The organism is Streptomyces sp. NBC_01537 (genome assembly GCF_045040445.1).
In the GTDB taxonomy this organism is placed as follows: Bacteria; Actinomycetota; Actinomycetes; order Streptomycetales; family Streptomycetaceae; genus Actinacidiphila.
Map to the genome: position 1 here is coordinate 4,507,017 of NZ_CP109392.1, position 13,507 is coordinate 4,520,523.

Below are 13,507 nucleotides of genomic sequence, written 5' to 3' on the forward strand. Positions count from 1 at the left end.
AGGGCGCAGTCGTGTCATGTGGCGGGCTCAGGTGCGGCGGCGATCCGCCGGCACTCCCATGGCTTCGAACAGCTCCTCGCATTCCGCCCGTTGTCGGGCTGCGATCCGGTGGTCGCCGAGGGCGTGTGCGGCCTGGGACATTCCGAGAAGGGCGTATGCCTGCTCGGGTCGGTAGTTCATGCTGACGGCATACTCGTAGGCCTGAGTGTGCAGCGCTTTCGCTGAGGCGTGCTCGCCGCGCTTGTGCAGCAGACGTCCGATCATGTTCCCGGCCTTGGCGCGGCGCAGCGGCGATGCGCTGGAATCGGCGTGTTCGACGGCACAGCGGGCGTACTCAGCGGATTGCTCCTCACGGCCCAGGCGGTAGGCGATGTCGGCCGACAGCGCCATGGCTATGGCGACGGTGCCTGCTTCTCGGGTGTCGTCACAGAGCTGCCGGACCCGGGCCATCAGCGTGTCCGCTTCCGCGTGCTGGCCGAGACCGACCTGTGCGAATGCCAGGTCGATCAGGGCCTCGAGCTCGTTCTCGTGCTGGCCGAGTTTTCGGCACAGCTCCACCGCGCGGCGGGCTGCCTCCGCAGCCTCTCGATGTCGGCCCCACTGCTCGTACAGGCTGCTGAGGATCGTGAGGGACTCTGCCTCCGCTCGGCTCAGGCCGAGTTCGGCTTCTTGGGCAATGGCTGTTCGCAGATGCTCCAGGGCTTCGGGGAAGCGGCCCAGCAGACTCTTGTAGAGGCCGAGTGTGCTGTTGCTGTGGGCTTCCGTGCCGCGGTCGCCCAGGCGTGCCGCGACGTCGCGTCCTTCCTCGGCTGCCTCGATGCCCTCGGTGAAATTGCCGATCTTCCAGTAGGCGACGCCCAGGTTGGCAAGGCTCAGGCCCAGCAGCGCGTCGTCGCCGAGTCGGCGGGCGGCGGCTACCGCGCTGCGGCACAGTTCTTCGAAGTCATTGAGAAGGCCGCGGGCGTTGAGGTGGAAGGCGACGTTTCGGGCCAGGAACACAGCGTGTTTGTCGTGTCTGTGTCGTACGGCCATTGCGACCGCCGGCAGCAGTGTGGTCTGCTCGCGCACGAACCACGCACGGGCCAGGTCGGGGTCCTTTACGTCGGGCTGCGCGAACGCGGGCCCGTTGATCCCGGTCTGGAGCTTGCGGCGCCCCGGGAACAGCGTCGTGCAGGCCACCTCGGTGACATCGAGGTAGTAGGTGAGCAGGCGCTCTCGCGCGGATTCGCCGGTGTCCGCGGCCGTGCCCGCGTGCAGTGCGCGGGCGAAGCTGCTCACGAGGTCGTGGAAGGTGTAGAGGCCTATCTCCGGCTGCTGGACCAGGTGATCATCGAGCAGCAACTCCAGGACGTCTTCGGCGTGGCGCGGTGTGCTGTCCAGCAGCGCTGCCGCAGCGTACACATCGAGGGTGCCTCCTGGGTGGAGGGACAGGAGCCGGAAGGCGGTACGGCTGTCCGCGTCGAGCGCCTGGTAGGACAACCGGAGGTTGGCGGCCACGCTCCGCTCGCCCAGGCTGAGCTCGTCCAGCCGTCGTGTCTCGTCGCGGAGCCGGTCGGTCATGTACCGCAGGTTCCACCGCGGGCGATTGCCCAGACGGGCGGTCGCGATGCGCAGGGCCAGGGGAAGGCCGCCGCACAGCTGCGCCAGCTCGACCGCGGCTTCGGGTTCGGCGTCGACACGCTCCACGCCCAGCGTCTCGGCGATCAGGGCGACGCTCTCCTCGGTGGTCATCACGTCGAGGGAGATCCAGTCGGCTCCGTCGAGGTCGACGAGACGGGCCCTGCTGGTGACCAGCACCAGGCAGTCGGTTCCCGTGGGGAGCAGTGAGCGGATATCGCTGTCGTTCGACGCGTTGTCGAGGAGGATCAGCATGCGCCTCCCGCTGACGGTCGTGCGCCACAGTGCTGCCAGCCCCGCGACGTCGTCCGGTATCTGGTCGTCGGGCAGTCCCAAGGCTCTGAGCATCGCGTTCATGGCGCTTGACGAGCTGACGGGTCCCTGGTCCGGCGAGTAACCGCGCAGGTCGACATAGAGTTGGCCGGTCGGGTAGTCGTCGGCCAGGCGGTGTGCGGCTCGTACGGCCAGTGAGGTCTTGCCGCTGCCGCCCATACCGTCGATCGCGATGACGCGGGTGCCTGTGCCTTGTGCCCGGTCGACGATCCGGCTGAGTTCGTGTTCCCGGCCGGAGAAGTCCGGTGTGTCGTAGGGCAGGGTGCATGGCGAGTCAAGGAAGGCCGGAGCAGGCGAAGGGGTGGGGGCGGACGAGGCGGCAGCGGGCTCGGTCTCGGGGGCGGCCAGCTCGGGGCTCTCACGGAGAATGCCTTCGTGCAGCTTGGTGAGTTGCGCCCCGGGATCGATGCCCAGTTCTTCTACCAGGAGGTCGCGGACCCGGCCGAATTCCTCGAGTGCCTCGGCCTGGCGGCCGGAGCGGTAGAGCGCCAGCATCAGCTGTCCGCGCAGGGTCTCCCGCAAGGGGTGGGCGCCGACAAGTTCGCGCAGGTCCACGACGAGCTCGGCGGCTTCGCCGAGTGCGAGCCGCAGCGCGAAGAACTGCTCTGCCGCGGCCAGTCGGCGCTCTTCAAGAGCGGTGGCAGCCGCCTCGATGACCGGACCTCCGGCGCCGGAGAGCACCGGGCCTCGCCACAGGGCGAGCGCATCGCTGTAGGTGGTGACGGCGTCCGCTGCGCGGCCGGCCGCTGCGGCCTGTCTGGCGCTGCTGACAAGAGTGTTGAACTCGGACAGGTCGAGCTGGCCGTCGTTCAGTGCTGTGCGATATCCGGGGCCGTCGGTGACGAGCACCTCGTTGCCGCGGGGAATGCGCTGGCGCAGATCGGCAATGGCTTTGCGGACCTGATGAGTCGCGGTGGCGGGAGGTTCCTCGGCCCAGGCGGCGGCCACCAAGCGTGGCACAGGCAACACCCTGCCCGGCTCCAGCAGCAGAGTGGCAAGAACCCGTTCCTGGATCATTCCGCCGAGGCGGATTCTCTGATCCCCGACCCATCCTTCCAATGAACCCAGCACGTTGAAACGAAGTTGTCCCTCAACCTCGGTATCTATCCGCATATTGCCCCCATCAACCTACGGTCGGTCACATCGGACCGGAGCCAGTGCTGATCGTATGCGGTACTCCCTTCGGACAGCGTCAGGAGCGCGAGGGACGTTCGGACGGGCTATCGCCGCTGGTCCCAGCCTCTCGAACCGCTTGCGGAATTCTGACGGATCGCCAATTGGATCGGCTCACTCGGTACGTCGCACCGCGCTGACCAAGGCCGATCTCGGAAGCATGGGGCTTTTTTTGCAACAGCAATGCCGTCAAGGGCCATCAAGCGGAAGGGCGGTACCGGGGCGGGAGCGGATCGGGAATCAGCCCGGCCAGGCTCTCTCCGTGGCACAGGGATCTGCGGTCCAAGTATCCGCATATCCGCATCAATACCGCCGCGGCCGGCACATGACGCAAGACGAGAAGAGGGAGAAGCTCGCATGGCTGCCAACCTCACCGCGCCCCAGGTGGCACTCGACTCCGGTACCGGAAAGGACTTGTCTCCTCGGGAAAGGCAGGTTCTCGCCCATATAGCCGCAGGCTACACCCATTTTCAGACATCCAGGAGGCTCAGCATCAGCCAGAGCTCGGTCGACACATATCTGCAGCGGATCCGGACCAAGCTGGACGCGCCGACACGGGCAGATCTGATCCGTGCCGCGATCCGTCTCGGGCTCTGAAAGGGACGGCATGACCACGAATACTTTGATCGACAGGACCGACGTCGCCGACTCGCCTTCCACCGCTTCCACCGCTTCTACCGCGGACGGCGACCCGTGCGCCGAGCGGACGGAGGACCGGCACCAGCGCGTCATGCGTAACGCGAAGCGGGTTCTCGCCCGCCCTTCGGCGACGGTGTCGCTGCGCGAACGTCTTTCGTCCCTGATCGAGCAGGGCCCCACGGTCTACGACCTCTCGTCGTCCCCCGACACCTACGGTGACGGCGTTGTGGCCGACCTCGAGAAGCGGGTCGCAGACCTGCTCGGCAAGGAGGACGCCGCCTTCTTCCCCACGGGCACGATGGCCCAGCAGGTCGCGCTGCGATGCTGGGCGGAGCGCACGGGCAGCAAGCAGGTGGCACTCCACCCGCTGTCCCACCCCGAGGTCTTCGAGGCGAACGCCTTCCGTACGGTAAGTGACCTGCACCCCGTGCGGACCACGGGAGCGCCGCGGCATCCGACCGCGGAGGAAATCCGTGAAATACCGGAGCGGTTCGGTGCGCTGATGCTCGAACTGCCGATGCGCGACGCCGGGTACCTGCTGCCCACCTGGGAAGAACTGGTCGCCGTCACCCACGCCGCGCGGGAGCGGGACGCCATCGTCCACTTCGACGGCGCACGGCTGTGGGAGTGCACTGCCCACTTCGGCCGCTCGCTGGCGGAGATCGCCGCGCTCGCGGACACCGTGTACGTGTCGTTCTACAAGTCGCTCGACGGGCTGTCCGGTGCCGCGCTGGCGGGCCCGCACTCGCTCATCGCCGAGACGAGGATCTGGCGGCACCGCTACGGAGGGAGGGTCTTCCAGCAGTTTCCCGCCGCACTCGCCGCACTCATCGGGCTGGACCGGGAACTGCCGCGGCTTTCGGAATACGTGGCGCAGACGCACATGGTCGCGTCGGCCATGGCCGACGGCTTCCGGGACGCTGGGCTCGGATGGTTCAAGGTGCTGCCGGAAAAGCCGCACACCCTGCAGTTCCAGGCCTGGCTTCCCTTCCCTGCCGAGTCGCTCGTGGAGGCAGCCGCACGGCAGGCGGAGGAAACCGGGGTCGCCGTGTTCCAGATGCCGTGGTGGGAACCGGGCCTGCCGCCGGGCATCGCTCTGACCGAGGTGACGGTCGGTGCGGCAAGCCTGGACTGGACGCCGGGCGACGTCCGGGAAGCCGTGATGGATTTCGTCCGCCGCATCGAGGCCTGACTGCCGGTGGCCATCCCGAACTCACGCTGTGGACCGCGGCCCACCAGGAAGCGCAGTCCCGCATCGCTTGTCCCTCGACACATCAAGGAGGCCCCGCATGCCGGACACCGCGACCGTCGCGCCGGAAACCGTCATCATGCTCCCCCGCCAGGTCGCCGACGCCTATGTGCGGCGCTTCACAGCTCTTGATCCCATCACCGGTACCTTCCTGGGCCTGAAGCAGAGTTCCGCTCATCTGCCCGACTTCTCCCCCGCCGGCCGCGCGAGGCTGGCCGACCTGTGCCACCGGACTCTGGCGGAGCTGGATGCCGCCGAGCGGCATCCAGGCGCGCGGTGCGAGGCCGAGCGGCGCTGCGCCCGCCTGCTGCGCGAAAGGCTGACAGCGGAGCTGGCGGTCCACGCCGCGCAGGAAGAACTGCGTGAAGTGAGCAATACACACTCTCCCGTGCACGCCCTGCGCGACGTGTTCGCGGTGATGCCCACCGACGCCGAGGAGGACTGGGCGGCGATCGCCGCACGGCTTCGGGCCGTGCCCGCAGCGCTGCAGGGCTACCGGGAGTCGCTGGCGCTGGGCCTGGAACACGACCTGTACGGCGGGCCGCGTCCCGCTGAAGCGTTCGTCGTACAACTCGACGAATGGACGGGCGGCGAGCAGGGCTGGTTCCAGCAGCTGGTGGCGGAAGGTGCGCCGGCGCTGCGCACCGAACTCGACTCGGCGGCACAGGAGGCGGCAGCAGCCCTCGTCGCGCTCCGAGACTGGATGCGCGAGGTCTACCTTCCGGCCATCACGGGCACACCGAACGCGGTGGGACGCGAGCGCTACGCGTTGTGGTCGCGCTACTGGAACGGCACCGAACTCGACCTGGACGAGGCGTACGCGTACGGCTGGTCGGAGTATCACCGGCTGCTCGCCGAGATGAGGACGGAAGCGGAGAAGGTGCTTCCGGGAGCGGAGTGGCCGTGGGAGGCGCTCGCGCACCTGAAGGAACACGGCAGGCACATCGACGGTGTCGAGGAGGTACGGAACTGGCTGCAGGGCCTGATGGACGAGGCGATCAGTGCACTCGACGGCACGCACTTCGAACTCGCCGAGCGCATAAGAAGGGTGGAGTCGCGGATCGCCCCGCCCGGCGGCGCGGCCGCACCGTACTACTCGCCGCCCTCGGAGGATTTCTCACGGCCGGGAATCACCTGGCTGCCGACCATGGGCGCGACCCGCTTCCCTGTCTACGACCTGGTGTCCACCTGGTACCACGAGGGGGTGCCGGGGCATCATCTGCAGCTCGCGCAGTGGGCACACGTCGCGGAGTCGCTCTCGCGCTACCAGACCACGATCGGCTGGGTGTCGGCCAACTGCGAGGGCTGGGCCCTGTACGCCGAGCGTCTGATGGACGAGCTGGGCTTTCTCACCGATCCGGAACATCGCCTCGGGTACCTGGACGCACAGATGATGCGGGCCTGCCGCGTGATCATCGATATCGGCATGCACCTGGAGTTGGAGATCCCGGCCGATGTCTCCTTCCGTCCCGGAGAGCGCTGGACGCCGAAGCTCGCCGAGGAGTTCTTCCGCAAGCACAGCGGACGCTCCGACGAGTTCATCTCCAGCGAGCTGACGCGCTATCTGTCGATGCCCGCGCAGGCCATCGGTTACAAGCTCGGGGAGCGGGCGTGGCTGCTGGGTCGTGAGAAGGCCCGCCGACACCACGGCGAGGCGTTCGACCTCAAGAGGTGGCACATGGCGGCCCTGTCCCTCGGCTCGCTGGGCCTGGACGACCTCGTCGATGAGCTGTCGAGGCTGTGACAAGGCGGGTGGCCGGTTCGCTTCCGGCCACCCGCCTGCCGCGCTGTGCCGGAGGCACGCGCGCGGCTGCCCATGGGCTGTTCACCCGGCGGGCGGGTCCATGGACCGGCCGGCCAGTGCCTGGGCGGCCAGCGCCTGCTGCGCGGAGGTGAGCCCGGCGCGGTTCCAGTGGAAGACCGTCCAGTAGGCGGCAGCCCTGCGCGGCGTCAACGGGTGGTGGGTGAGGGGGTTGGTCAGGCACTGCGCGTGCCAGTCGGCCAGGACGGGGCCCGTGTGGTGGACGAAATCGCGAAGAGCATCGCCCGGCGGTTCGGCGCCGGACGCTCGGTCCTGGCGCGCCGCGCCCCGCCAGATCGTGTCCCAGTGGCTGCGGATCGAACCGGCCAGCGCGGCGACTTCCGGTCGCGTCCACTCGCGCTCAGCCAGCCGCCGGCCGGTGTCCTCGCTGACGCAGTCCCAGACTTCCCGGTCCTCCCAGCCCACCACACCCAGTTGGGTGAAGACGTGCGCCAGCACCTTGAGGGACAGGTCCCATCGTCGCGTGGGCGAAGGGCGAGGGATCTGCGCGTGCCAGCGCATCCAGAGGACGGAGTCGGCACTCCAGGTGCGGTGAACGAAACGCATGGAGCGCTCACCGCCGAAGAGTGCCTGCTGCGGCTCGTAGACGGCGGAGCGGACATGGTCCGCACCGACGATCCGTGCGGCGGCCGCCGTTGCCGCCTCGCGCAGTTCGGTGAGAGGCGCCTGGTCCGGCACGTCGAGCCTCCAGCGCAGGCCCGGTGGTTTGTGGATGAACATGCACAGGCCGGCGTGCCCGGTCACCTGGAGGCTCTGCGTTTCGTCGAGCAGTCGCTGGTAGATCTCGGGTGAAGGGGGGTAGGCGGGCAAGGCCAGTCCGATATCCACCCATGCGTCGCGGTGTCCGGCCCGGTGGGGCGGGATGAGTGTGTCCTCGGCACCGGATGTGACCGGCCGCAGGGGCTGTGAAGGGGCGCTCGGTGCCGGACTGCGGTTCATGCGATGTTCCTGGTCGCTCGGTGCCATCCGCGGGCAGTGTGTTCTGCCGCGGCGGCCAGTGCCAGCAGAGCGGGGCCACCGTCGCGTCCCGCAAGCCGCTGGGTGTGCTGCTCGAGGAGAAGACTCCCCGCGTGGGCCGTTTCGGCAGGGGTGCGGAGGGCGTACAGGTACTCCTGCGTCGCTGCCGCGCGCTGTTCCCAGAGCTGGGGCAGGTCGCCCGCCGTTTGTGCCGGGGGCACGAGGCCGCCGTCGCGTGTGATCAGCGGCAGTACCCGACGCCGCAGGGGTGCGAAGCCCTGGCGGTCCGGGTCGATGCCGGACAAGGGCGTGCAGTTGGTGATCCGGGCGAGGTGCCGGGCGAGGTCGAGGGTGCTGAGCAACAGTGTGTCCGGCGATCCGGTATCCAGGGCGGCGAGCGTGCAGCGAGTGTCGGCCATGGCCCAGCGCTCCGCGAGATCGGGGTGGCGCACCGGCATCCCGAAGCCGGCGTCGCGCGGATACGTCAGGATCGTCAGCGCGTTGTGGTGGTGCGGTGCGCCGGCCCTGACCATGGCCTGGGACAGCTGGGACACCAGCTGGTCCCATGATGCCGAAGGCGCTGTTCCCCGGTGCACATGGATCTCCAGGTGGACCGGGTCGGGCCGGGTGAGGAACCAGTGATGCTGTGCGAGTGTGCGGTTGAGGTCGTGTCGCAGGCGGGTCTGCTTCGCCCCGGGGCAGTTCAGCCGGGCGCGCAGCCAGTCACCGCCGGGCAGCGCGTGGCTCACCGGCAGGGGGCGCTCGGGGGGAGCGAAGGCAGGCCCGGCCGGTGCGGAGCGTTGTCCGGAGGCGACGAGGGAGAAGACGGCTTCCACGAGATGTGCGCCGCGCGGTGAGCGCGCCCAGCAGTGTTCGGAGGAGAGTGTCTCGGTCAGGACGACCGGTCCCCGTTGAGCCTGGCGCCGCAGCATGCCGAGATCGACGGGATCGCTCAGGTGGAGAGGGATCTGACGGTCGCCGTCCACGAGAGTGACGTGTTCGGGGACGGACCACTGCCGGCACCAGCGGGCAAAGTGCGTGTGCCATGCCGGGTCCTTGGCGCCCGAATACAGGAGATCGTCTCCCGGCTGCCAGGTCTGCGGGCTGTAGACGGTGCGGCCACGGCGGACACGCGGCAGCCAGGGTGCTGTGGCCAGTGCCCCCCAGTCGAAGCCGACGGCGACGTTCTGGCTGGTCGCTGCGGCAAGGACATGAGCGCTGCGGGGGCCGGTGGCCTCGGAGTTGAGGGCGGTGACCGCCCGCGGAACGATTTGCGTTCGCAGTTTCCGCGACCATATCTGAGGGCCGTGGGGGCCGGCGGAGAGCAGCAGGTCCTGCGGGGTCAGAACAGCCCCGGGCTCCGGCTTGTCGGTCGGGCCGTTTGTGGAGATACGGATCCCTCGCGTGAGGGTCGAGCGTGCCACGTTCTGGGCGGCGTGCTGGCGGGGGCGGAAGGTGACGTCGGCGGTGAGAGCGCTCGGGGACTGCGCGCCGGCGGCGGCCCGGTCCGCCTGGTTGTTGATAGTGCGGAGGGCCTGCGCACCGGTCGTGCCCAGGGCCGCGGCAAAGCGGGCCAGGGCGGTGCCGGAGCTGCTGGAGGCAGGACGGCGCAGGTGGAGGGTGAAGTCGCCGCGGTCGAGCGAGGCGACGTCCGGAGCACTGACGACGGCGAAGAGGTCCATCTCCAGCACCGGGACGCCTTGCTCCGCGGGAGCGATGGCATCCAGCAGAGCGTCGTCGAGCTCGATCTCGGTGCGGTCTTCGTGCAAAGAGGCGGCATAGGCGGCCAGCAGCGCGGGGGATGAGGTGCGCTCACGGATCGGCAGAGGCGGGCAGGAGACCTCGGTCAGCGGGATCGCGTATCCGCCCGCGGTCTGCTGGAGATAGCGCTGCATGTGCTGTCGGTCCCGGCCAGTGCCGAACCGTGCGAGGACACCCGCCGCTTCCTGGGCTTCCGTCATGACCCGGGGGCCCAGTGCGATGTCAGCCTGCACCACGGTGTCGACCTGCAGAGGGCTGCCTGCTGCCGTGGCCGATGCCCCGGCCATCTGTGCTGCGCAGTCGGCCACTTGATGGACCCGGTGGAGAGCCGTTCCGGCCCGGCCGAGGGGTTGAGCCGCATAGGTCGCGGCGGCCGTCTCGAACTCCTCCAGCACGGTGACGATGTCCGGGCGCAGCTGTCGCAGACGCAGGCAGCGCAAGACGTGGGAGAGGGGGTCGGCGTCGTGCGCGGGCGGCTGGAGCTCGGAGAGGAGGTAGCCGCGCTCGACCAGGGTGCGTACGAGAGGGAGGGCGTCGTCCTCGGTGTCACAGTGCTCCGCGACGGCCTGGAGGATCCGGCGGCCGGACTCATACCGGGCGGCGGCGTCCAGTGCCGCATGGCGGCCCGCAGTGGCGCGCAGGCTGATGCGGCGCGTGTCCGCGTCGGGTGCGAGCAGGACGAGCATGTCTGCTTCGCGCTGCACGGCGGGGTTGGCGATGTATGCGAGGGCGGACAGCGCCGCGTCCGACCGTTCGATGCCATGGAGGACCGACTGCAGCCAGCCCGCGTCCGGACGGGCGACACGACGATGGCCGGAGAGGTCCGAGACCTCCCCCCGGCCGACGGGCGCGGGGTGCGCCAGGGTGACCCCGGCAAACAGTCCGAAGGGGGTGGCGCGGGCCTGCATGCGCGACGCGTAGCCCGTGAGGCTTGCGGCGAGGGTGCGGAGCTTCTTCGGAGACAGACTGTGCAGCGGCTGCCGGCAGGTCTGCGCCGTCGAGGGGCTTGCCAGGGCGACGGCTTCCATCAGCAGGTCGTCATCGAGCAGGGCTGTGATGCGCGCCCGCAGTTGTACGGCCGTGGGGGGTTCAGCGGCGGGCTCGCGCGGCACCGCGCGAGTGCCGGCGGCATCGCTGAGCGGGGCGAGGGGGATCCGGATGAGCACAGGTCCGGCGGTGGTGAAGGTGAGAGGGGACGGCTGCGGCGTCATCGTCATCGGGTTCTCCTTCGCTGCGGTGTCATGTCCGGGGTGTCACCGGCTGCGGGAAGTGGGGACAGCGGTGCGCGGCGGGGCGAGTGGGCGGTGAGGAAGTGTCGCCATCGGACCGGTGAGGAGGGAGGGCACGCTCGCCCCGACAGGGAGGCTGCCGGAAGTCGCCAGGCAGTACGCCGACCACGTCTGCACGCTCGCCGCACACCCCACGGCCCTGATATCTCTCAGCACTTGGCGGGCCTCCGCGGTGACCAGGAACGGCTGAAGGCGATGTCCCCTGGAGCCCTCGTGAAGGGTGGCGTCCTTGACTTCGAGGACGACGGTTCCATCGCGGTGGTCCAAGGACCCGAACCCGAGGCGGTGCACGTGGACCACGGGGACGCGTGCGTCACCGATGGCTTCGTCCAGGGGCTCGAAGTTCGGTGCGGGTGCCAGTGTCAGGTGGCTCATGCGCGGCTGGGGCCGGTGACGGGCGTTCTCGGCGCGCCACGGCCCGTCAGAGGTGTCCTTCAGCAGACCGGTCAGGCGTCCATCCGTGAGCAGGGCGCGGCGGCGTGCCGGTGTGCCGAGCATCGTGTACTGGTGCGTTCCGAAGCCCGCGGGGTGGCGGGGGTCGTCGTCGACACTCAGGCAGTGGTGCGCCACGTGGCGTGCTTCGTGCTCCGCGAGCAGCGAGGGACGTTGCCGGGTGCTTTCCAGCAGGTGGCCGCACACCTCGTGCAGGAATGCGCCGGCGCTGCCGTCGAGCAGCAGCATCTGTATCTGCGCAGGAACCGGCCGGTGCGGAGCGCGGGCCCGGTGAAGGGCCTGCTCCACACGTTCCGCGAGCTTGCCGAGGTTCGGGAGGGCTCTGCCGCTCCAAGCCAGGTCCGCCTCCGCCACCCGCACTCCCGCGTGGAGGACGTCGACCACCGCCGCGCCGGTGTGCAGCGTCTCGCGGACAGGCGATCCGTGTGCGGGGACGAACAGCCTGTTCTCCACCGCGGTGTGAGCCTCGGCGGAGATCTCCAGCGAGTCCGCGCGGGGCATGTGGCCGACGATCTCCTTGATGATCTCGGCGGGGTCCCGGTCCATGGACGGCGTGTCGACAAGCCGGTGCTCGTCTGCCGCGCTGGGAGCGCCCCGCCAGTGGCCCCCGGACCGCTCGGCTGCAAGGCGGGCTGCGCGGTGCACCGACTGGGTTCCGCATCCGGTGACAGCCGCGTACCGGGCCGGTTGCTCGTCGCGTGCCGCCCCGCCGAGCAGGAGCGCGGCAGTGGTTTGCTCGGCGTGCTCCGCGAGCCGTCGAGCCTGGGTGGGGCCCTCGCAGCGGCCACCCACCGCGGCGGCACGGCGCTGGCTGCGGACCAGGACGCAGCCCACGTCGCCCTCGGACACCATGGCCGCAGCGTCACCGCCGGCCTGTTCCAGTGCGCTGGTCACGAGATCTGCTCCACGGCACCGGCGTTCACCAACGGCGGGCTCATGGTGCGGGTGCCGCGTGCCCGGTGGTGCCGCAGGGCGGGAACGAGCGCGACGGTGGCCAGCACGCTGCCTGTGGCGCCAAGGATCCATGTCCCGGTGGTGGTTCCCATGGCGGCGACCACCGCACTGAGGATAACCCCGCCCAGGGCGAAGCCTCCGGTGATGGACGATTCGACCAGTCCATAGAAGGAGCTGGAGTCGGCCTCACTCACGCGGTCGCCGTAGGAGGTCCAGTACATCGGCTCGGGGATGTTCGCGGCGGTGCCGACCGCGGCAGCACACACGAGGGCGGCGAGCAGGTTGGGACTGGATCCCATCAGGCCCAGGATCAGGCCCATGGCGATGATGCTGGCCACGCACAGCAGCAGCCGGCCCTGCCGCGCGACACTGCCCCCGATGAGGACGCCCGTCACGGAACCGGCGCCGATCGCGGCCGTCAGCCATCCGATCGCTCCTGCTCCGGCGTCGAGTCGGCTGCCGAGCATCGGCACGAGAACCAGGGAGGCGCCGGCAACGGTGCAGGCCACGGCCTGCGTCACCACGCAGGCCATGACGACGGGGTCCTTCTTCATGGCGCGCAGGGCGGTGGCCAGGGCCCCCTTGCGTATGCCGGCGGCCGCTGCGGCCGGCTCCTGCGCCGGGGACTCGGTGGCCGAGACGGCCGCAGGCCTGCGGACTGCGGTTACGAACACAGCCGAGACCAGGAAGCTCACGGCATCCGCGATGAGCGCGCCGACGTTGCCGACCGTGGTCGTCAACAGCCCACCGAACGCGGGAGCCACCACGATGACGGTGGTGCCAGTAGCCCCGAGCACGGCGTTGAAGCTCGCCCGCTGGTCGGCGTCGACGGCATCACGCTGGAAGCGGCGCTCCGCCGGCGCGTGGAACGCGGACAGGATCGCGCAGCCCACGACGAGAGCCACCAGCACCCATACCGACTGCCCGGTGCCGGCGGCCGCGGCTGCCAACAACAACAGCAGCGCCCGGGCCACATCGGCGCAGACCATGAGCGTGCGCGGGGGCAGTGCCGTTCCCCAGCGCCCCGCCCAGGGCCCCAGGACGAACGGCACCACGATGCGCAGCGCGGTGAACAGCGCGAGGGTGCTCGCCCCTCCTGACTGGAAGACCAGGGCGCTCATCGCGACGTAGAGGATCCAGTCGCCACCTTTCGAGATCGCGTCCGCGGCCAGCAGGCGCCGGACGTCGGGAAGGTGTGCGATGTCCTTGTAGTTCTTCAGGGCGGTTTTCATACGACCTCGCTCTGCTTCCTGGTGGCCG

General features: G+C 69.6%; 8 protein-coding genes. 3 read left to right on the forward strand and 5 right to left on the reverse strand.

The window, feature by feature from the left end; all coding sequences use genetic code 11:
• Nucleotides 1-27: 27 nt before the first annotated feature.
• A complete protein-coding gene (locus OG607_RS20655; protein WP_405725259.1) occupies nt 28-2,910 on the reverse strand; it encodes a BTAD domain-containing putative transcriptional regulator in 2,883 nt (960 codons plus the stop codon).
• Nucleotides 2,911-3,480: 570 nt separating this feature from the next.
• Between OG607_RS20655 and OG607_RS20660 the strand changes: the two genes are divergently transcribed.
• From OG607_RS20660 to OG607_RS20670, 3 genes are all read left to right on the forward strand, one after another.
• Nucleotides 3,481-3,720, forward strand: a complete 240-nt coding sequence (locus OG607_RS20660) for a response regulator transcription factor (RefSeq protein WP_405725262.1) — start codon at nt 3,481-3,483, stop codon at nt 3,718-3,720.
• A 10-nt stretch (nt 3,721-3,730) separates the two neighbouring features.
• Nucleotides 3,731-4,954 carry a threonine aldolase family protein gene (locus OG607_RS20665; RefSeq protein WP_405725265.1) on the forward strand — a complete coding sequence of 408 codons (1,224 nt, stop codon included), beginning with the start codon at nt 3,731-3,733 and terminating at the stop codon, nt 4,952-4,954.
• A 97-nt stretch (nt 4,955-5,051) separates the two neighbouring features.
• Nucleotides 5,052-6,755 carry a DUF885 domain-containing protein gene (locus OG607_RS20670; protein WP_405725268.1) on the forward strand — a complete coding sequence of 568 codons (1,704 nt, stop codon included), beginning with the start codon at nt 5,052-5,054 and terminating at the stop codon, nt 6,753-6,755.
• An 81-nt stretch (nt 6,756-6,836) separates the two neighbouring features.
• Here the strand turns inward: OG607_RS20670 and OG607_RS20675 are convergent, their stop codons facing one another.
• The 4 genes from OG607_RS20675 to OG607_RS20690 are packed head-to-tail and all read right to left on the reverse strand — an operon-like array spanning nt 6,837 to nt 13,479.
• Nucleotides 6,837-7,772, reverse strand: coding sequence for a lantibiotic dehydratase C-terminal domain-containing protein (locus tag OG607_RS20675; protein ID WP_405725271.1), 936 nt, complete (start codon nt 7,770-7,772; stop codon nt 6,837-6,839).
• The gene (locus OG607_RS20680; protein WP_405725274.1) at nt 7,769-10,768 is read right to left on the reverse strand and encodes a lantibiotic dehydratase family protein; all 3,000 of its coding nucleotides are present in this window, start codon (nt 10,766-10,768) and stop codon (nt 7,769-7,771) included. The genes OG607_RS20675 and OG607_RS20680 overlap by 4 nt, the downstream gene beginning before the upstream one ends.
• A 36-nt stretch (nt 10,769-10,804) precedes the next feature.
• On the reverse strand, nt 10,805-12,187 hold the full coding sequence (locus OG607_RS20685) for a metallopeptidase TldD-related protein (RefSeq protein ID WP_405725277.1): 1,383 nt from the start codon (nt 12,185-12,187) through the stop codon (nt 10,805-10,807).
• Nucleotides 12,184-13,479: an MFS transporter gene (locus OG607_RS20690; RefSeq protein WP_405725280.1), complete on the reverse strand. Its 1,296-nt coding sequence runs from the start codon at nt 13,477-13,479 to the stop codon at nt 12,184-12,186. Before OG607_RS20690 ends, OG607_RS20685 begins: the two co-directional genes overlap by 4 nt.
• Nucleotides 13,480-13,507 lie beyond the last annotated feature (28 nt).